This is a genomic window from Lacipirellulaceae bacterium (genome assembly GCA_040218535.1).
Taxonomy (GTDB): Bacteria; Planctomycetota; Planctomycetia; order Pirellulales; family Lacipirellulaceae; genus Adhaeretor.
In genome coordinates this window covers 24126-44984 of record JAVJRG010000005.1, presented here as the reverse complement: position 1 = coordinate 44984, position 20859 = coordinate 24126, and the positions used below count along the sequence as shown (strand labels likewise).

The following is a 20859-nucleotide window of genomic DNA, read 5'->3' as shown; positions in this document are numbered from 1 at the left end:
AACTACGGCTAGACGAATCAAGAATTCGTCTGCTAGCGGCGGGCAACCTTAAAGCAGGTCGAAAAGGTCGCAAAATATCAGCCTCTAGAGCTTGGTTCCTGCGCGGATGACAACGCTACCAACCGTCCCGCCACGGTCGTCGGGGAAACTCACTTCAACGCGGTTCTGCTCGCGGAGTAGCTTGCGATCAAGCTGGACGATCTTTGTCGAGGCGTATTCGCGACCCTCTTCGGCCAGTCGAGACACCGCATCTTCAAGCGGAAACTCGACACGTTTTCCATTGACTTTGACTAAGACATTCGGATCAGCGTCAAAGGGACGTGAAATACTAAGCCTTAGTGTGGCGAACGCCAGCTCCTTTGCCGCGGGAATTTCCACAAGGAAACGGGCAGGCTTTTCCTTGGTGGCTTTTACGGCGAGTTGGCTTCCATAGTGAGGGGTTTCATTAAAAGTGCCTTTGACCGGAATCTCCTGGTCGTACTCAACCGCGACAAGGACTGCCTCTCGACCGGCAAGCTGCAACTGTTCTAACGACTCGATGTTTTCCTCGGTCAGATAGGGCGTGTAGTCCTCGTTGCGACCGTAGCGACGCAGGACGATTTTCTTCGATTTCGTTTCTTGTGGCTCGGTCGACTCTTTTGGTTGGGGAAAGTCCAGCTTCACATCATGAAGTTCGTCGGACAAGTTGTTCACGACGATGATCAGACGATCTTTGTCAGCGAACGCTCGAGCTTGAATGTCAGGGTCGCCACCTTTGATGATGACACGTTCTCCTTGGACGTCGCGAAAGAACTTGTAGAAGTCAGAGTTGCGCGTCTCCACCCAACGGCTTCTGTCGGTGAAATCGTAAGGCACGTACAACGTGGAGTAATACTTCGGATCCCAAGCCATCGACTCAGGCAGAATAAAAGGGACAGCCTTCTTGATGACGTGCGGGTGATCCATGAAGGTCAGTGTGTTGGCCATGATCGCGCTGACCAGAACGTGGCTTTGGATCGAACGCTTCCGCATTTCATGCTCGAATCCCTCGCCCTCTGGAAAGTACTTCGCTGCCAACAGGTCGCCGACTTCTTCCGCAGTGGGTCGTCCCTGAGAGCCTGTGACGTACCCGCCGTGTTCGGAGATGACGATTCCTTTCTGCTCGCCAAATTCATTGACGAGGTGGTTTTGTACGAGGTCGATCATCCCTTCCAGCGGCAAGCCACTCGAAATACGCCCGACCAGATCCTGACCGTTCCAGTTCAGGTAGTCGTAGGCGTGGAACGAATAAAAATCGAGCTGGCCCTTCGTATTGTTGATGAAATTCTTGACGCCGTTGAACGCGTTAAAATCGTTACGATAGAAATAGCAAACCGAGTTGCATGGCCCGCCCACCTCCACGTCGAGCCCTCGATCGTGAACTGCGCTGTGTGTCTTCAGGTGCCAATTTGCGAGATGCTCTGCCCCGATGAACGACCAGTGAGGCTCGTTGACCGGTTCGAAATAGCGAGGACGCGTGAAGTCGCCGTAGTTGTATTGCAAGACCGCAGCGGCCAGTTCTGCGGCTGCCTCCATATTCTCAGGTAAGTGCTGCGAATGATTCGGATCTTGCGTTGACTGGGGCGTCGTGTGGGCACCCATGAACTCAGGATAGGCGTTGTGCGAGCCGTGGGCAGCGATGTCCATTCTCTCACCAACGAAATCTTGAAGTACCTTGCTGGCGGGTCGCTGCCTGCTGACACTTTCCTGCTTCACAAGCTCAAGGTCAGCGAATCCGGGACGGTCGGGATCTTCGCGAACGATTTGCTCGTTTCTGACGACGGACCTGATCGGCCCCAGCGACCGCCCGAAGGTGGCGTTGAGATCCTTGAGCAAGTATTCCACGCGCTCGGGATCGCGCATTCGTTGATCAAAACCGACACCGTGATCGCAAAGGGCAAACAGGGAAGTGCGATCGAGTTCGCAAACACCGTCGATTTGGCGACGGTACTGGGGATAGACGCTTAACTCGACGGTCTCGGTGGCATGGGAACCCCCAGGAAACGTAGTCAGGAGCAGGGTGAGGAAATAAAAGAGCCTAGGCATGGGGAACTCGGAGTTGTCACTATCGGGTTGCAGCTTCTTCACAACTTACTTATGTCATTTCTTCGAAGTTTTCCCAATCTAATTTGGACCGCGTGAAAGATTTCGCCAGAAAAACGGCTCCGAGCGTGAAATACGGCCGTCGTTGGTGAATCATCCCACGCCAGAGGCGTGGGCTACGGTTGGGTTCGCAATTGGGTCGAGGAAATGTCCTCACGAAACTCTTCCGCGGTGACTTCCTCGCAGAGCTCACGCAGGGCAGGGGAGAGTTGGATATCGCTGAGGACTTGAAAGTTCCCATCAATGTTTCTGCCGAAGACGAGGAACTTGCAGCCAGCTGATTTGATCGTTGCGAAGGCGGAGTCGCGGGCGGACTCGTTCGCGTAATACTTGAGGTCGTCGATACGGAGGATGGTATCGAGGCCGACGACGAAGGTGATGTCTTCGCTGACTTCACTTTTCTCAGCGAATGTGGCCATAGTGCTGACTTCGATTGGACGCGAAGGGTCTATCTCGTGTATCGCGGCAAGCCGTTCCTCGAGAGTTAGGCAATCCATTGGCGGTTTGTCCACATTCATCAAGGACAGTTCCCAGGCCAAGGGCTTGGCAATTCGCTGTTCCGCTATTTCCGCCATGCGAAGATGTCCCTTGTGCAGCGGATTGAACGAACCTGGAAAGAGGAGCTTCCTCCAAGACACCTCCTGACCCGCGGGTTGATCAGGGGCGCGCACACTGGTTGACTGAAAGTCTTGCAGGATCAAACGCCACCAGCGCGGAAGAGCTGCCTGCTCCTTCTTCGTAAGCCTCTCGTCCGTTTGCAGTGCTTCTTCGATGGCAATACTTACCCGTTCGCAATCAACCTCTGCGCTCTCAGCAAGTAGACACAAGATCAAGCAAGTGGCCAGTCGCTCCTCTTCCGGTCGCTTACGATCTGAATCAAAGCTCAGCTTACAAGTTCGCGTAAACGCGCCCGTCTGCAGCGCCACGTGCACGCGATGGTCGCCACGCTTCGCTCGATCGGTCGCCAAGCTTGCCGTGCTACCGAGTCCAATGAGCTTCGCCGGGTCGGCGTCGGGTGCGAATTCGCGCGCCCGCATCCAGGCGGCCATCGCCATAGCGCGGGCCGTTGCCTCGCTACACGCTTGATCGGGCGTTCCGCCGATCCATTGACGAAGCGACTCTGCCGAGTAGGGCACGACCGCTTCGAGCACCGTTCGCGAGGCACCAGGCGTCTCTAGCAGGGCGGAGAGCGCACCGCTCCCACCGCCTGTTACTGCAAGCACAGCTTGAAACTCGCCATCGTGGATCGCCTGGACGATCGGCTGCCAATGCTCAGTGAGGTCGATTTCAGAGTTCAAAACTATCCTAAATATCTTCGGTTGAGTATTCGCGCAGAGTCGCAGAGACTATTGATCGCTACCTAACGGGTTGAGTTTTCGCCACCTTGCGAATCGAAATGCTGCGAAAAAACAACAGCGTATTACTCGAATGAATTCTGAGTGTAATCTATTTCGCAGTGAACAGGGGAGTGACGTACCTTTTCTTGACTGACCAACACTTTTCAGCTTCTCGGCACAATCGTTGCATTCTCTCTTGCTCAGTTGGCAGACTGCTTGAGCTGGAGGAAGCCACCGTCTTCTAGTCCTCAACGGAAAACTCAAGCCGCTGCCATGTCGCAAACACCCTGCCCTAATGAGCTGGTGCTGCCTCCCATGGCTGACGTGGTCGAAATCCGCAGGCTTGAAGACTTGCAGCCGTTCCGCATGGCTTGGAACGCGCTGCTCGAGGAGACTCCGCGACGCTCGTTCTTCATGACCTTCGATTGGTTCGAGCTGGCTTGGAAACACTTTGGCCAACAAGGGCAGCATGATTACCGGCTGCTCGTGATTCGCTCCGAAGGAAAACCGATCGGCTTCGTGCCTTTGTGCGTGGTTGAGGAACCGTACCGCGTTGGCACGCTCCGCACACTGACTTACCCACTCGCCGACTGGGGAGCCTGGTACTCGCCCATTGGTCCCGACCAAACGGCTTGCTACTGGCTGGCAATGCAATATCTGGCAAATCAAGAACGTGATTGGGATTTACTGGACCTCCGCTGGATCGATGAGCAGCAGGCGAAGCTTCCTTCGCTGTCGGCTGCGATGCAGGCGGCTGGGATTGCGGGAGAAATTGCTCCCTTTCGCGAGACTTTCGTCATCGAAATCAACGGTTCATGGGAAGACTACCTTCGATCACGTTCACGGAAACGTCGACACGAAATCCGCCGGCATCTGCGATTCTTTGAGAAGCACGACCGTGTTGAATTCATTCGCCATCGGCCACTACCAGCCACTGAGGGGGACGGCGATCCGCGGTGGGACCTCTATGAAGATTGCCTACAGATCGCCGCCGAAAGTTGGCAAGGGGACGCCACCGACGGTGTCACGCTCTCACATGACCGAGTGGCCGCTTTCCTGAGAGACTGCCACGAAGCAGCGGCTCGGCTGGGGATGCTTGACGTAACACTCTTGAAGCTTGCGGGCAAGCCAGTGGCGTTTGGATACAACTACCACTACCGCGACGAAATCAGCGGCCTCCGCATGGGCTACGATCCAAAGTACCGCCATCTGGGAGTGGGAACCGTCTTGCTGCTCTCTTCCTTGCGAGATAGCTTCGAGCGTGGAGACCGCCGCTTCGACCTCGGTGTGGACGATTTCAACTTCAAGCATCGCTATAGAACGAAGGTAGAAGAGAGCAAGCGGATTACGCACTACCCTATTTCCGACTTGAAGTCGCAAGGCGTGCGACTGACTCAGTGGGCGAAGAGAGTTGTGGCAAGTCGGTAATGAGAACGACACGAGGCGAGCCGACTAGCGTTAGCTGTCGGGAAAAGACTCTCACACGCTGCCACCCGTCGGCTGACGCCTGACGGCTCGGGAGTCATAGCAAGAAAAAATTATCCTCGGGGCAACGACGTCTGAGGCATGATACGTTCGTACGTTCTTGAACATACCGACACCTCAGACGCCTGCCACACGAGGCGCCGTACCCCCCCAGGTCTTGCCGCGCGCGTTCCCCTCCAGACACGCATCGCAACAAGCGGCGAAATCTTGATCCTAACAATCGGTTTCAGAACATTAGCCGACACGCGTTAGCGTCCGGTTCTCTAGGCAACCGGGGGCTAACGCCCTGCGGCTAATGACTTCTGAGTTTGCTCAGCGACGTTGTGGTTCGCTGGCGACGGCTGCATTTTGCTCAGCGAGCGCTGCCGCTTCACGGGCCAGTTTGAACTCGGGCCCTGGAGCGTAATACTGCACGTCGTCGTCCAAGTGGTAGCCACTGGGCAGCGTTTGGCCCGCGACGTCGATTTGGCAACCGGTCGAGCCGATGGCGGCAAACGCGAGCAACCCTGCGGCTAGGATTCCACGAGAGGCTTTCGAGCCCATGTTCTTCGATTGATTCTTCACTTCATTAACTCCAACATCACAACAGAGGAGGGTGTGGCTGGATTGGCAGCAATTCAACATTGCCCAGCACAATCGTTATCGACGCCCCAACCGGCAAACTTTCACAGAGAGTCGAAGTTTCTCGGAGTTCTCTTTCGAGGTACGCACTGCTAGCTAAAAAGGAAGCAGCCAACATGAAAGCCCTAGCCCCTAGCGCGAGCTAGGGGTACTGAACCCCCAGCTCGCGCTGGGAGGCTAATTGGGCTTAACGAAGCACGAAAAGTGCTCACTCTGTTTCTGATGCGGCAACGTGTAGAATAGAAAGCCTGGAACAGAGCCTCTTATAGAAAGTCACTAGCAATGCTAGCACGCCTTCGCTGCCGATCCCTTCTTTTGATTCTTTTTCTGCTGCCCATCGGCAATCAGTGCTCTGTTGCTCACGCTCAGCTAGGGAACTCAACGCCGACGCAGATTTACTTTGCGGGCGTTGAGGAGCTGTATCGTGGCGACTACCGCGATGCGGGGCGAACGTTTCAGCGCGAGCTTCGCAGCGCGATCAAAACCGTTGATGCCCGCTGGATCGATTCGATTTGCTACCACGCCCATCTCGGCGAGACGTTCTACCAGCAAGGTCAGCCGGCGCTCGCTTTAGAGCAGTTCAATCTCGCGGCTAGCCTCTACTTGCAGTACTCCGGCTGGCTTCTGGATGTTGATTTCCAGCGCGACCCGCGAGTCGATCGCTCCCTCGTCCGCAGGATTCCACCTTGGGGAACAAGCACAAGGCAGTTCACACCGGGCGAGTTCCCCTCCTCGATGCGAATCCGAATGGGCGGATTCGATCCGCAACAGATCCTCCGCAGTGGTGGCGTTGCCGCCGGCAATCAGCTCTGGCAAATCAATGCTATCGAGGTTCTCCGCTGCACAGCATTGGTAATGCGCCGCCGCAATGAAATCCTGGGGCCGCTGGGGCCGCACGATGATATCTCGAAGCAGATGCTGGCACGGCTTTCTCGTGGAGGGGCACCACCCAACCATTGGTCGAATGCGTGGATCGACATCCTCCGGGGCATCGGCCACGCCGGGGTGGGTGAGCATAAGCAGGCGATGCAACGTCTGGAGCGGGGCACCCTCGTCGCCGGGAAATTCGATCACCCGCTGACTGGCGTTGCGCTGTTGGAACAGGGACGTCTGTTGATTGCAGACGGCACGGCGCCCGCGCAGGCAACGGCCCTGCTCGCCGAGGCAAGTTTTTCTGGTTTCGTTTTTGAGGACTTGAACGTCATCGACGAGGCGTTTCGCCTTGCGCACGTGAGCCGGATCGCCAGCGGCGCAACGGACGTGAACCCGGCGCTGGCTGCCGCGTCAGCTTGGGCCCGACAAAAACGTTACGACCACATTTTCGCTCGTTTGCAGCTTTTGCTGGCCGAGGAGTTACTCGACCAAAAGAATCTCGACGGGGCTGCCGTTGCTCTGAAAGCCGCCCAAGGCAGACTCCGGCGTGGAGCGGCCAACGGCGTTCTCGCGAATTGGTCACTCTACTTGGATGCCCGGCTCGACTATTTGGCGGGTCGTAGCTCGGCTCCCAGCAAGTTAGCGTCAGCCGTCGAAGGGCGGATGAATATTTCGCTGCGAAACTTCCAGATCCAACTCGCGAATGACCGATTCGATTCCCGAGCGTTGACCAACCGCAACGCAGTAGATGTTTATGCGGAATTGCTCCGCGATCCGACCCCCGCAGACACGATCTTTCTACCTCTCGATACGCTAGCTGTATTACGAGCGCCGCATGAACTGGCCTTCCAACGCTGGCTGGCGGCCCTGTTGGAACGGAAAGAGCGCGAAGCTGCTTTGGAAATCGCCGACCTCAGCAAGCGCCGGCGGTTTCATCGCATGCTGCCTTGGCTAGGCCGGCTCTCGTCGATCCGCAACCTGCTGGCAACGCCCAAGGAACGGCTGTCGCCCGAGCGACGGCTTCAGCAAAACGATCTGCAAGTCCGCGTACCTAAGCTAGCCGCCATCGAAAGGAAGGCTGCCGATGCGCGCGAGCAACTCGACAAGCTCTGGCAGCCGGTTATGGAGAAGCAGGCCCTCTCGCAAGCGGCATCGCTCTGGAAAAAGTACTCAAGCGCTGTGCGAGCCCGTGAGGAGGAACTTCAAATACTGAGCTTGCAGCGTATCCCCGCGGACTATGTCTTCCCGCCGACGCTTAACACGAAAGAGATGCAATCGAAGTTGCGTCCTGGTCAAGCGGTGGTGGCATTTCATGAAACTCCCGCGGGAATGTTGGGCTTCCTGTTCACACGGAGCGCCTCAACCCAGTGGAATTGCGGACCTACTGGCAGACTTGCAGGACCGATCAAGCAGTTTCTTGAGGACCTAGGCAATTACGGCGGCAATCACGAACTGACGGTTGAGCAGCTCACCTCGGACGATTGGAAAAAGTCAGGGGCCAAACTGTATGACGCTCTGTTCAAAGGCTCGTCGTTCGATCCTGCTTCGACCAACGAGTTGGTCATCATTCCTGACGGACCGTTGTGGTACGTGCCATTCGAGGCACTGAGCGCGAGTAGCGACGACCGCAGTGAAGCACTGATCGATTTCAGTCAGGTACGTTACGCACCGACCGCAGGGTTGGCCTTCTCCGGGAAGGAACGGTTCCGACGCGTCAATCGTTTGGGGATTAAGAGCGGGGAGTTGCTTCCCGGCGAAGATGATGAAGAGCGCGAGGCCGCTTTGAAAGGATTTAAGGATTCATTCGAGCGAACTCTTTCCTTGGATGATGCCAACGCCGAAGCTCCGCTTGCCGCATCGCTTTTAGATTGGCTGGTGGTTCTTGAAGAGGTTCAGGCCGACACGATCGATCCCGTTGGCTGGTCGCCACTGCAACTACGCCGCTCCTCAGCGCCGCTTGGCGAGTGGATAATCATTCCTGACCTTGGACCTCAGCGGATCTTTCTTCCTGGGATGCGCACGCTCGCGGAGAACGGTGGTAAAGGCTCTCGACGGAAGCAAGCAACTGGGGCCGCGGGTTCAGAACTGTTCATGGCAAGCTGCACACTTATGGAAGCTGGTGCCGAAACCCTGTTCATGAGCCGGTGGCGGGTTGGCGGCCAAACCACGCTGGATGCGACACGTGAGTTCGCCCAGGAGTTGCCCTATTCGTCTGCCGCCGATGCTTGGCAACGGAGCGTGCAGATCTTACGCACGATGCCGATCGATCCGAAGGTCGAAATGCGTGTCAAAGAAGAACGCCGGGCGGCGGAGATCCCCGACGAGCCACTGACCGCGGAGCATCCGTTCTTCTGGGCGGGCTATCTGGTCGTTGATAGTGGTCTGCCAGGCCCCGAAGAAGAAAGCACTGAGGAAAAGGCAGAGGTCGCCGCGAAGAAGAAAAACGCGGGACTTTGACTTCTAGCTTGGTTAGACTGACGAAAGTCTGCGTCGACTAGCCCGTGGGGAGACGAAATGACATTTCTGCGCATCGCTTCGTGCTTCACTCTTTTATCGCTTGCAGTTTCGCCGTGTCTGATCTCTGAAAGCCGAGCCGCTCGTTGGTCGATCACGCCGACGGGAACCTTCACCCTCGACACAAATGGCTTGAGTGTTGCTGAAATGAGCGGTGTCATGCACGCTGGTCAAGGCTTCTCAGCGATTGACTTTCTTGCGGTGCAAGACGATGGCAGTGGCGGCATCCGATTTCGTTTGAATCAAGACCCGAATTTTGGAACCATTCTCTCAGCGACGGCGATTGATGCCTTTCCATTCACCCCTGGCATGGACGACGAAGGGATCGCCAGAGCCGTCGAGTTGGGCGGTTTCTCACTCCCCGGTCAGCGAATCGCCTACGTTAGTAACGAAGACGATCCCAGTATACGACAGATTCGGTTCACCGACGGTGCGGTGATTTCTACCATTGCGGCGCCTTCTGTTTATGCAAACCGCCGCGTGAACCGTGGCTTCGAGTCGCTGGCTAGTTGGAGCAACTCGCCAGATGGTGCCCGCCTTGCGACGGCCAACGAGGAGGCACTAACCATTGATGGCCCCGCCGCGACGACTACCAACGGAACAGTTGTGCGGGTACAGACTTATTCAGTCTTAGGAAATCCCGAGTTTGCCGTCACGGCACAAGCAACCAAGCAATTCGCCTATGAAGTTGATCCGATCCACGCTGGCACAAGCACGGCCAATGGGGCACGCAGCGGTCTAGCTGAACTGATCGCCATGCCGGACAAGACACTTGTGGCAATGGAACGGTCCTTGGCAAACTCGTTCTCGCCGCCACCTTTTCAGAATCGCTTGTACGAAATCGACTCTGACAACGCGACCGACACCGGTGCTGCCACGTACGATTCAGGCCTCGCCGGAGCGACTTACACACCAGCGGGCAAAGAACTGCTTTGGTCAGGCACGGTTGGTGGCGGATTTGGCCAAAATTTGGAGGGGCTTACCGTCGGGCCGAAGCTTGACAACGGTAATTGGCTCTTGGTTGGTGTTGTTGACAGTGGAGACCAGCTTAGCACCAATACGATAATCACTTTTGAGGCGACAGCCATTACCACCGCGGACTTTAATGGTTCGGGCACTGTCGAAGGGGGCGATTTCCTTCATTGGCAGCGAGAACGTGACTCCGATGCAATCTCTTTCACGGCAGACGCCCGCGATGCTGATGGGAATCGTGACGGTGACGTCGACGCGGACGATTTGAGTCTTTGGACTGGAGGGTACGGCTCGGCAGCGGTCGTGGCTGAGACGGTTCCGGAGCCGAGTGGGATCATGTTACTCGCGATGAGTCTTGTGATATTGTCTCGTCGAAAGCGATCGTCAAATACCCACTAGCCCGCGAGCTACGCCTCGCGCGGCCACGGTGTTTGAGTTGCAAGAAACCGTGCGAGCCAACTCAAGCATTATCAGGCTCGCGGGCTAGGACGGAGGCGTTCGATCTGCTTTACTGGGGGGCTCACACACCGCAACCTCAACCACGCCACGGAATCCCCATGCCTGCGATGGATCTCAAGCAATACGGCATCGCCACGACCGACGTTCTCCGCAATGCTACGCCTGCGCGACTCTATGAGGAGGGCATCTTGCATGACGGCTCGACGATTGCCGCGTCGGGGGCGTTGGCGGCTGACTCGGGGGAGAAGACGGGCCGGAGCCCCTCAGACAAGCGCATCGTTGAGGAGCCTTCCAGCAAAGACGATGTTTGGTGGGGCGAGGTCAACAAGCCGCTCTCGCCGGAGTCCTTCGAGAAGAATAAGCAACTGGCGATTCAGTATTTCAACCAGTGCGAACGCGCTCATGTGTTCGATGGCTACGCGGGCTGGGACACGGAGTGCCGTATCAAGGTCCGTGTGATTTGCACGCGTGCTTATCACGCACTCTTTATGCACAACATGCTGATTCGTCCCACCGCGGAAGAGCTGGCCGACTTTGGCGAACCGGACTATGTGATCTTCAACGCGGGGCGGCAAACGGCGGACCCCAGCGTTGAAGGAGTCGACACCACGACCAGTGTCGCGCTCAACTTCGCCTCGGGTGAGTTCGTTATTTTAGGAACGGAGTACGCCGGAGAGATGAAGAAGGGCGTCTTCACGATCATGCACTACCTGATGCCGAAGCAGGGCATCCTGTCCATGCATTGCTCCGCCAACTCAGGACCAGGCGGTAAGGATGGCGTGGGAGGAGATGTCTCGCTGTACTTTGGCCTGTCGGGCACCGGTAAGACGACGCTCTCCGCCGACGCCAACCGTGATCTGATCGGCGATGATGAACACTGCTGGAGCGACCGCGGTGTGTTTAACATCGAAGGCGGCTGCTACGCCAAGACAATTAACCTGTCGCGGCGGAACGAGCCGGAGATTTACGACGCCATCCGATTCGGCACGGTGCTAGAGAATACGGTGCAAGACGCGGAAACGCACATTGTCGATTTCAAGAACGTCTCGCGTACGGAGAACACGCGGGCCAGCTACCCGATTGATTATATTCCGCATGCGAAGATCCCTTGCGTCGGTGATCATCCTCGCGATGTGATCTTTCTAACGTGCGACGCCTTTGGCGTGTTGCCACCGGTGAGCAAGCTGACGCCTGAGCAGGCGATGTATCACTTCATCAGTGGCTACACGGCAAAGGTTGCTGGCACCGAGGTGGGCGTCACGGAACCTGAAGCGACCTTCTCTGCCTGTTTCGGCGCGCCGTTTCTCGTACTCCATCCGGCGAGATACGCTGAATTACTGGCTGAGAAAATGCGCCGCCACAAAGCGAACGCCTGGCTGGTGAACACCGGCTGGAGCGGCGGCGTGTACGGGGTGGGCACCCGGATTAGTTTGCTCTACACGCGGGCGATTATCGACGCGATCCATGATGGCTCGCTGCTGAAGGTCGAAACGAAGACCGATCCCGTGTTTGGCCTGGAAGTTCCGTTGGAGTGCGAGAACCTCCCCAACGCGATTCTCATTCCCCGGAACATGTGGATCGACACAAAAGCCTTCGATGCGACCGCCAAGAAACTGGCCGGACTTTTTGCCGCAAACTTCGAGAAATACGCTGCCGATGCTTCCGAAGAAGTCCGCCGTGCGGGGCCAGTGGTTTAAGTGGGCGTTGCAGAGTCTAGGACTGCTAACTGGCGTGACGCGCCACCTTCAATCGAGTGAGGCAAATCACCAGCCCGGTTCCATAGAATCCAAACGTCAGCCCCAGCAGCATGATCGATGAGGCGACTATTAGCGGACTCGAAGCGCTGCCGGGATTGACGATCTTACCGGACCGGCTCGTTGGGATGGTCTTCGAGACTTCCAGCACGCCTATCTCCTCTGCCTCTGCAGGCCTAATTCGTGTCGCAGCTTCGTCTGATTCGTGGACCATGATCGTGCTTTCGACGAGCTCTTGAGACTCAAGATTGGTAAAGTTCCACCAAGACATGGCTTCGCTCTGAACGAACGGCTCCCAAAGATGCGGCTTGCGAGATCCCAAGGGCGTGTGAACGACTGTGAGTCCCGTCACAGTATCAATGTCTTCTTCGCTCTTATCTTCGGAGTTTGAAAGGGAGTTCACGGAACCGTCGGCCAGAGGCAAGCTCATAGGCTGCGTTGGAAGATCAAGCACCGCTTCGTTTTCCACGACTTCCACGGACTCGCCTTGCGTTAGCAGATTGTGTGTCGCAGAGTCGTCGGCGATACCGTTCGAGCTGCTCAGAAGCATTGAGGGGCAAAGCAATGCGACGGCGAAAGATGCGACTTTCATGAGACCGGTCTCCGCGGCTTGAAGGTTTGGTCGCCGCCTGACAACCGGGTGGGTGGGGGTGTCGCGATTCACTGATCGCGACGGAAGGTTTGCATTCCGTACAGCATCCCTCGTGCCAATTCGAAGGTTGCTTCAAGGATGAGTACACTTCTCGCATCGATGAATCGATCGAGTGTCGTAGCTCATGGTTCAAAATGTAACTTCGAAATGTAAAGCAAGATCGAACCAGAGGTTAAGAAGCGATGAGGAGCCCAGATAGCTGCTCACAAATTGAGCATGCTCGTAGCGATCAAACAGGCACTACTATGCTTGGAGCACTAATGGCTAACTGTCCGCTGCGCGAGTGGAACTCCGCAGCGGAATGGTGGAAATAGGGCAAAGACCAACTTCTTACCCGCCAGAACGTCAAAAAAACCGACAACGCGAGATGTCGACAATCGACAAATCCGCCCCAATTGTGTACAATCGATGCTACAGTAACCGCGATCAGAAGAGATTTGGCGGCGTTATCTTCACGCTTCTCAGGGGCACTCTTCAACGCGAAACTTCTCCATCGGAACATTGGTCGAGATTCGGAACTACCATTATGGATTTCTTAGGGCGAGGCATGCGCCGGATGAAGGCGGTGGGAGCTGAGCAACGCAATCGCGTGCGGCTACGATTTGAAGAGTTGGAGGCGCGCAACTTACTCGCACTCACCACAGCCGTGGCTTCCGGCGAGTGGGATGATCCGGCCGTCTGGAGCGCTGGCGTGCCCGACGATACCGACCGTGCGGTGATTCCCTCTGGCTACACGGTCACGCTGACCGGGACGGATCATGTTGCCGAAGAACTCGTCATCCAAGGCGTGCTCGAAGTTGCTGAGGCAGCGGGCGCGGATTTCGATGGCAGCGGTACCGTTGATGGTTCCGACTTTCTTTCCTGGCAACAGGGCAACGGCGACGCAGATGGAGATTCCAATACCGACGCCTCAGACTTGGGACTCTGGCAGCAGCAATACGCTACAGCGGGCACTGGCGGCGGCGCAACCAAAACCTTGACCGCCGACTGGATCCACGTCAACAGCGGCGGCGTGTTTCAAATTGGTACGGCAGCGAATCGCTACGACGCTAACGACTTTGTCGTAACGCTCACCGGTGAAGACCCCAACGCCGAGTTCACAAATGTGCCAGGCGTTGGAACCATCTCGAACAACAATGCGTTCCTCATGGCAGCCGGTGGTGGCCGCCTCCAGTTCTTCGGCAAAGAGAAGCTGACATTCACGAAACTTGCAGCAACGGCGCAAGCGGGAACCTCGCAGATTCTTGTTGAGAACGCCATCGACCGGAACCATGACGGCAATATCAATGCAACCGATGGCTCGCTGAATTGGGAGGTCGGCGATCAGATCGTCATTGCCAGTTCTTCGGAAGACTACGACGATGAAGAGGTCCGCATCATCACGGCCATTGCCGACCAAGGGAATGGCACGTCGCTGATCACTTTGGATCAGACGCTCAGCAAGCGCCATTACGGTGAAATTGAAACCTACGGCAACGGTACGCGTACTTGGGACATTGATCTGCGAGCGGAAGTGGCAATCCTCAACCGGAATGTCCGCATCCAAGGGCTTGCCAGCCACGACACCGATAACTTCTTTGGGGATCGAGCACGATTCAACGCCGGCACGGGCGACGGCTTCGCCGGGCACACGATGATCATGGGCTCCGCCGGGCAGATCACGATCGACAGTGTTCAGTTTGATCGGATGGGACAAACAGGACGGCTGGGTCGCTACCCGGTTCATTGGCACATTGCCGGGGATCGTTCCGGCGATATCTTGCGTGGCTCGAGCGTTACTAACTCGAACAATCGCGGAGTGACGATCCACACGACGCACAATGTGCTGGTCGAAGGCAATGTGCTGCACGATATTCACGGCCATGGATTCTTCATGGAAGATGCCGTGGAGACGGGCAACCAGTACCTTCACAATATCGCTTTCGGCATCCATAAGGTGGGACGTAGTGCCGCAGTGGGCAACTTCGCCCCCGACCCGAACGATCCGTTTATCGTGGACACGCACGATTTCGTTGGCCAGAATGCGAATCGCTTTTTGAGTTCCTCCGCTTACTGGATTACCAACCCCGACAACACCTGGATCGGCAACATTTCAGCAGGCTCCGAAGGAACCGGCTTCTGGTTTATTCTTCCAGACGAGGCGATCGGGGCTGCTTCCGGCGACCCCCAGTACAACAATGTCAACGCCGAGCGTACGAACCTGCGGCAGTTCGATCATAACTCGTCACACTCCTCACCGGCTGGACTGAACTTTGATCGCGGATCGGATATCGAGAAGTCGCTGGCCAATAAGATCAACGGGATAACGCCGATCAAGGCCTTCTTCGATGGCGACAACTACCTGCCGCCCCAGGAGCCGCAGGTCAATTACTACACGGGCTATAAGCACAACGTTGCTTTGTACCATCGTGGATTTGATGCGAATTTCCATGAGAATCGTTACGCAGATAACTTCATCACCTCGTTTATCACCTTCACCCAGCGCATCACCGATACGCTGTTTGTTGGGCACAGCCAAGGGAATGCGGACCTTACCGATCGCGTGACGGGGCATACGATCTACGATGGAGCGAACACCCTCGACGGTAACCACTTCGCCGGTTTTGCTGACGACGATGCTCACACCTTCCGCGTCCACAGCGCAGCGAACCGCTTTACGAGCCACGTGCTGAGCAATACCACGTTTGAGAATGATGGAACCGCTGCAAGCGTGAGCATTGCCACTCAGAGTGGCGGTTCGAACCATAATCAGGCGGTCGGTGGAGCGTCACCGGCTGCGATTTACGATGTCGATGGAACGCTAACAGGACACGTCGGTGGCGGTGCCGGTCGTACGGTCGTCACCAATCATCCGTTCTTCTACGACTCCAACGACTTCCAGCCCGCGGGCTGGAATGCCTGGGTGTCTGACGACGTTTACGCACAACTCTTCTTCCGCCCAACGAATCAGGGTGCGGAAATCCGAGTCACCTCGCCTGATGGCGATTCCGGCTCAGAAGAGAACGTCAGCAGTTTCAATACCCACGTTAAGACAAACGATGGTGACTACGTCGTCGATTTCCCCGAGGGAGTCGGCAGCATTTCGAGCGGCTTACGTGTCAAGCACTTCCAACGCGTCGGCCCGAATAATGGTTCGACCGTTATTCGCTTCGAAGATCTAGGCAACGTGCTTGCTCCTGCGGGTGTTCCATTCGTCGCGAGCCTGACAACACTTCGCAACTCCAACAACACGGTTTACACGGTCGTTGGTAACGATCTGTACGTGAAGTTCTTCAGCTCTGGTAATGAAATCAACTTCGTGACTGCTCCGTCACAGACGAACACTTTATGGCAGGACGACGACCCTGCGAGCGGCATCACCAATACCTCGTCGAACATGTTGCAAGTCACTCAAGTCAGCGGATCTGCAGCAACGGGGGATTCCTCACGAGCACTGGTCGGCCAAGTAGTCCTTGGGAGTGGGCCTCGGTTCAAGAACATCAATACCGACGAGCTGACAATCGATCCCCAATATCGGGGCACTGAGTACAGCTACACGATCGATTACTTTGTGCCGCCAGGCACCACACTGGACGATCCGGGCGGCAACAGCCCCGATGTGTTCTACGTGCAGATGAATTTCAACGGTCAGAATACGCACTCGGCGGGATTCGTCAGTGGAGCAGCGGCGGGTTCCGGTTGGAACACCATCACGCTGACCGATACGGTTCCATCAAACGCCACAACCGCTCAGCCGTTTTTCATTGTCGCCGATGGAGGTTTTAACGGCGGGCCAGTCAACGGCAACGGTTCAGGGGTTGCCTTCTATATCGACAACATCAACTTCACAGTTGGTCTCTCTGGTTCTGCCGCCTCGAGCGTACAAGCGGCAACATCAGGCGATGATTCTGGTATCGATTTCGTGCCGTTGGCAATCGCCGCTAATCTAGGAAGTGTAGTATCGCCAGCAGAGACCCCATCACTGGCCCTCTCTTCTTTCACGCCAGTGACAGCCCCAGTCTCTGGTGACACCCGGCGCGATCTGGCACTGGCCTCCTTCGCGAACGAGCTTGAAGAGTTCCCCGCAGCAGATGATGCTGAACAGCACGAAACAGTTGGGCCCTGGCTCAGTGATGAACTGCTTGAACAAGTCTTTAGCTAAGGCATCAGCCCACGCTGAACCGATAGGCACGTACGTAACAAAAAAGGCGCCGAGCATTAGCACTCGGCGCCTTTTTTCGAACATCGATTACCGACGACGTCGTACGCCCAGCAATCCGAGGGCACTGATTGCCAGGCCAGCGGTGGCAGGCTCAGGAATCCCGATAGGTTCCCCGAAGATGAAATCGTCCATTACGACGATGTCGTAGCCGAGCATCCCGTCATCAGGACCAACAACGAAGTCACCACTGGTGATGACGACCGAAGCCAGCACGTTGTCGTCAAACTTGACGCCAACGAACGACAGGCCTTTGTCGGCAACGGGTACCGTTTCCGTCAGCAACGTATTGCCATTGATATCCAAATATTCAATGGTGGTACTACCAAGGGTGTCAACGTCCGTGAAAACGGCTCCGAAACCATCGGTCAATGCAGGCGTGGTTTGATCGACGGGTGAGTAGAACTTCGCTTCAACGATTGTGCTATCCAATGCGGTGAAAAGCCTTTCCGCACTGAACGTCTGAAACTCGTCTACATAAGTTGGATTGATGTTTTCAAAACGGATTGGCGTACCGTCATCAACATCCCCGCTGAGTTGAAAACCCGACCCCGGCGTCGTGAATTCAATGCCACGGGCTCTGGGATTCGCGTTGAAGTTGAAGAAGTCTCCCGGAAACGGATTCGGTGCCGAAACGGCTGCTGGGGCGGCATCCCAGTCGATTTGTCGCCGACCATCGGCATTCTGCACAGGAGTAAAAGGATTCAACGCTCCTAGAGCATTGCGGAAATCGTCGACGGTTGATTGGATCGACGACGGATCGCCACCCGCGGCACTAAAAGTGGTTGATGAGGCTTGGGCGTCGCTGATCGACTGGCAAACAGTGAGGACAACAACTGCGGCGACGAGTTTGATTTTTCGTAATAACATTTTTCTTCTCCGTGAGTTAGTTTTCTAGTTTTGAGTCTGTCGAAAGATGAGCTTGAGTAACGAGCGATTCGTTGTTGCTCACAAGTGTTTGTTAGCGCTAACAAGAGACAGATGTTGCCTCACGCAGGATCTCTTGCAGGAATTTTAAAAAAAACTTTGGAGTTCGTGACAAGGACATGAGCTTCGCAGTGAGCGCATAGAAAAGGCGTAGCTCAAGCGACCTTGAGCTACGCCTTGATGACTTAGTCACAATCAATACTCGGATATAGTCTATTCCTCGCCGACCGACGCTTCAGATTCCTCCAGCGGAGGAAGCGTCTCAGGAATGTAGAAGTGCTCCAGAACGCGGGGCTCGGAAAACGGCGTGACTTCATACAGGACGAGATCGCCAAGTTCCTTGCGGAAGAGCTCCAGGCCGCTGCTCCAAGAGGGGGCTTCCGGCTTGGTATCCAGTGCGAGACGTTCGACGAAAACGAGAACCGGCTTGCCATCAACTCGTGCGAGCATGGTGGTGGTCCGCGAAGTCACACCGCTCAAGTAGGAGAGTCCGACCATCAGATCTTGCGCGTCCGGCTTCAGAAGCAGTGGAACTCCCTGACGTTGTTGAAAGGTTTCGGCAAACTCGCGATCGTCGTCGCAAACCCACTTCGGCTGAAATCCGTCGGCGACTGACTTCTCGTAAATCTCCGCCAATGCCAGGCGATCGTAGGGGCTCTTAGGGTTATCGAAGTCGATTCCGACTCCTACGATGATCCATGCAATGATTGCGGCCAGGAGGGCGAAAATGGCTCTGCGATTCTTCTTCGACGTTTCCTTGTCAGCCTCCTGGTCACGATCAGGCAACTCGTTAAGAGCTTTGGTGGGACCTTCACGATCAGCCAGCGACAGGATGTCGGGCGGCGCCGCAGGAGCGACAAATAAGCGCCCCAGGGAAGCATCGAGCTGCTGTTGCAGATCGTACTGCTGACGGAGCTGCTCATTGCCGGCCATTTCAGATTCGAATGCCTGACGCTCTTCAGGCGTCATGCAGTCATCGAGATACGCTTCGAGGCGCTCGTCGGGCTGATCGGATTTTGACTCGTGGAAGTCAGGCATTATCGTGTCATTTAGCTCGTTCGCTGGTTGTCCGTCTTGGTGGCGTTCTGAGTCAGTTTTTTCCGCAGCAGGGCTTTCGAACGATGCACATGACTCATCGCCGTCCCTTCGGCAATCTCGAGCATCGCGGCGATCTCCGCATAAGCGAGCTGATGCAGGGTTCTCAGCAACAGGCACGCGCGTGCCACATCGCTTAGTTCTTGCAAGGCTTGCATCACTTGATCATCAAAAAGCGTTTGGTTGGCGGGCAGAACTCCTTTCGAGTCTGGTAACTGGGTTGTCGCTGGGTGATTGCTCGCTTCAGAGTCCAGTGTGATTGGGTCAACGCTGCGCGTGCTCCGGCGAGTGCGCTTTCGCGATTGGTTGTAAGCTTGAAAACGCACGATCTGTGACATCCAGGCGACGAAACTCGTTCCCACTTCAAATTCATCTAAACGTTTTAGTGCGACGATCCCTGAATCTTGAACAATGTCTTCTGCCAGGTGGCGATCGCCCAACATGGCTGCAGCCAACACCCACAAGCGGTCGTAGCTGCTCTGGAACTCGGTCGCAAATTGCGCAGCACTCAATACCTCGGGAGAGGGCTTGGCTGCTGAATCGTCTGGCGATCGTGAGGGCTTGGCCATGTCTGTCTAACTGATGAATGTCGCCAATACTCTATTTCATTGCATGACTGCGGGGAACCTCTGCAAGATCCTAAACGGCCCACGGCAAAAAACAGTTTGCGGAACTGTTACATAGATGGTAGACTTAGTCCTATCAATGAGTGTCAGCGGGACCTGAGACCCAAAGCCACCCGCGTCATAACAGCTTATTCATCTCCTCTTTTCTGATCTCGGAACACCAATGATGCCCAAACGACTAAGCCCCCGACGCCACGCTTTTACGCTCGTCGAACTGTTAGTGGTGATCGCCATTATCGGCGTTCTCGTTGGCTTGCTCCTACCCGCGGTACAAGCGGCACGCGAAGCGGCTCGGCGGACGCAGTGCATCAACAACCTGAAGCAGATTGGGTTGGCTTGCCTCAATCAGGAATCCTCTCAAGGTGCCTATCCGACTGCTGGAGGTTCCGTATCCGAGTTCCTAGACCGCGATTCGCAACAAGGACCTCTTTACGGATATGAGTACGCAAGCTGGATGTTCCAGATTTTGCCCTTTATGGAACAACAAAGTTTGGCAGACCAGCGTGCGACTGCCCCAGTAGGAAGCAATGGCTTCACCGATACAGGTTTGGCTGACACACCGGTGGCCGCATTCAACTGCCCTTCGCGCAGCGAACGATTCGGAATTCTCGGTGCCGATGTCTTTCGATTTGGTGACTATGCTGGCGTGATGGCTAGCCATTGTGATTTAGGGTGGACTGAATTTGAGTGGAGAGCGGACGAACCTCCAAAGTCGAATTCTCAAGGGACTGAGGAGGAACTAGTTTGGACGGGTATCATCGCCCGTGGCGGCCACACTGACCTAGGCGCGACAGACGTAACGAAGTTCAGCCGCATTGGTTTTAAGAGTGTCACTGACGGCTCATCGAATACCATCATGATTGCCGAGAAAGCTGTGGCTGCGGATCGCTATACGATCCCGCGTAACTCTCCGTTCCAATTCTGGGAGATCCGAGGCTACTACAGTGCCGCCGATTGGCCGACGATGCGAATGTTTGGAGCAAGAACGGTCGATAGTTGCTCACGTGAGACCGTTCCGGTCTTGAACGACGGCGAGCAACGTCCGTCGAGTTTCAATAACCAGGGCAGCCTGAAAGTCGAAAAGGGCTTCGGATCAGCACACTCTGGGGTTTTCCTTGCCGTATTTGGCGATGGTTCGACCCATTCGATATCGCTCGACGCCGACCTAATCGTATTGGATCGCATGGGCAAACGTGCCGATGGCTTGCCTGCAGAGCTATAACCA

Annotated in this window: 13 protein-coding genes; 6 read left to right on the top strand and 7 right to left on the bottom strand. The window is 55.9% G+C overall.

The features are described 5' to 3' along the window. Positions 1–84: 84 nt before the first annotated feature. Both RIB44_00460 and RIB44_00455 read right to left on the bottom strand, forming a co-directional pair. Positions 85–2064 carry a beta-agarase gene (locus RIB44_00460; protein ID MEQ8615044.1) on the bottom strand — a complete coding sequence of 660 codons (1980 nt, stop codon included), beginning with the start codon at positions 2062–2064 and terminating at the stop codon, positions 85–87. A gap of 173 nt (positions 2065–2237) precedes the next feature. Then, the gene (locus RIB44_00455) at positions 2238–3419 is read right to left on the bottom strand and encodes a hypothetical protein (GenBank protein ID MEQ8615043.1); all 1182 of its coding nucleotides are present in this window, start codon (positions 3417–3419) and stop codon (positions 2238–2240) included. Positions 3420–3731: 312 nt separating this feature from the next. Between RIB44_00455 and RIB44_00450 the strand changes: the two genes are divergently transcribed. Further along, positions 3732–4886, top strand: a complete 1155-nt coding sequence (locus tag RIB44_00450; GenBank protein ID MEQ8615042.1) for a GNAT family N-acetyltransferase — start codon at positions 3732–3734, stop codon at positions 4884–4886. A 369-nt stretch (positions 4887–5255) separates the two neighbouring features. Here RIB44_00450 and RIB44_00445 read toward each other — a convergent pair whose 3' ends face one another. Further along, positions 5256–5507, bottom strand: coding sequence for a hypothetical protein (locus RIB44_00445; GenBank protein MEQ8615041.1), 252 nt, complete (start codon positions 5505–5507; stop codon positions 5256–5258). A 339-nt stretch (positions 5508–5846) separates the two neighbouring features. On the opposite strand from RIB44_00445, the gene RIB44_00440 reads away from it, so the two are divergent. The 3 genes from RIB44_00440 (at position 5847) to pckA (ending at position 12079) form a co-directional block, all read left to right on the top strand. Continuing rightward, positions 5847–8894, top strand: coding sequence for a CHAT domain-containing protein (locus RIB44_00440; protein MEQ8615040.1), 3048 nt, complete (start codon positions 5847–5849; stop codon positions 8892–8894). Between the two features lie 57 nt (positions 8895–8951). Then, a complete protein-coding gene (locus RIB44_00435) occupies positions 8952–10322 on the top strand; it encodes an esterase-like activity of phytase family protein (GenBank protein MEQ8615039.1) in 1371 nt (456 codons plus the stop codon). 158 nt (positions 10323–10480) lie between these two features. Then, on the top strand, positions 10481–12079 hold the full coding sequence (pckA, locus tag RIB44_00430) for a phosphoenolpyruvate carboxykinase (ATP) (protein MEQ8615038.1): 1599 nt from the start codon (positions 10481–10483) through the stop codon (positions 12077–12079). Between the two features lie 25 nt (positions 12080–12104). On the opposite strand, the gene RIB44_00425 is transcribed toward pckA, so the two are convergent. After that, positions 12105–12728, bottom strand: a complete 624-nt coding sequence (locus RIB44_00425; GenBank protein ID MEQ8615037.1) for a hypothetical protein — start codon at positions 12726–12728, stop codon at positions 12105–12107. A gap of 586 nt (positions 12729–13314) precedes the next feature. Between RIB44_00425 and RIB44_00420 the strand changes: the two genes are divergently transcribed. Further along, on the top strand, positions 13315–16929 hold the full coding sequence (locus RIB44_00420) for a G8 domain-containing protein (GenBank protein MEQ8615036.1): 3615 nt from the start codon (positions 13315–13317) through the stop codon (positions 16927–16929). Positions 16930–17016: 87 nt separating this feature from the next. On the opposite strand, the gene RIB44_00415 is transcribed toward RIB44_00420, so the two are convergent. The 3 genes from RIB44_00415 to RIB44_00405 all read right to left on the bottom strand — a co-directional run bounded on the left by RIB44_00415 (position 17017) and on the right by RIB44_00405 (position 19577). After that, positions 17017–17856, bottom strand: a complete 840-nt coding sequence (locus RIB44_00415; protein ID MEQ8615035.1) for a PEP-CTERM sorting domain-containing protein — start codon at positions 17854–17856, stop codon at positions 17017–17019. Between the two features lie 270 nt (positions 17857–18126). Next, on the bottom strand, positions 18127–18951 hold the full coding sequence (locus RIB44_00410; GenBank protein ID MEQ8615034.1) for a hypothetical protein: 825 nt from the start codon (positions 18949–18951) through the stop codon (positions 18127–18129). An 11-nt stretch (positions 18952–18962) separates the two neighbouring features. Beyond that, entirely contained in the window at positions 18963–19577 is a 615-nt protein-coding gene (locus tag RIB44_00405) for an RNA polymerase sigma factor (GenBank protein MEQ8615033.1), read from the bottom strand. Positions 19578–19800: 223 nt separating this feature from the next. Between RIB44_00405 and RIB44_00400 the strand changes: the two genes are divergently transcribed. After that, positions 19801–20856, top strand: coding sequence for a DUF1559 domain-containing protein (locus RIB44_00400; protein MEQ8615032.1), 1056 nt, complete (start codon positions 19801–19803; stop codon positions 20854–20856). Positions 20857–20859: the final 3 nt, after the last annotated feature.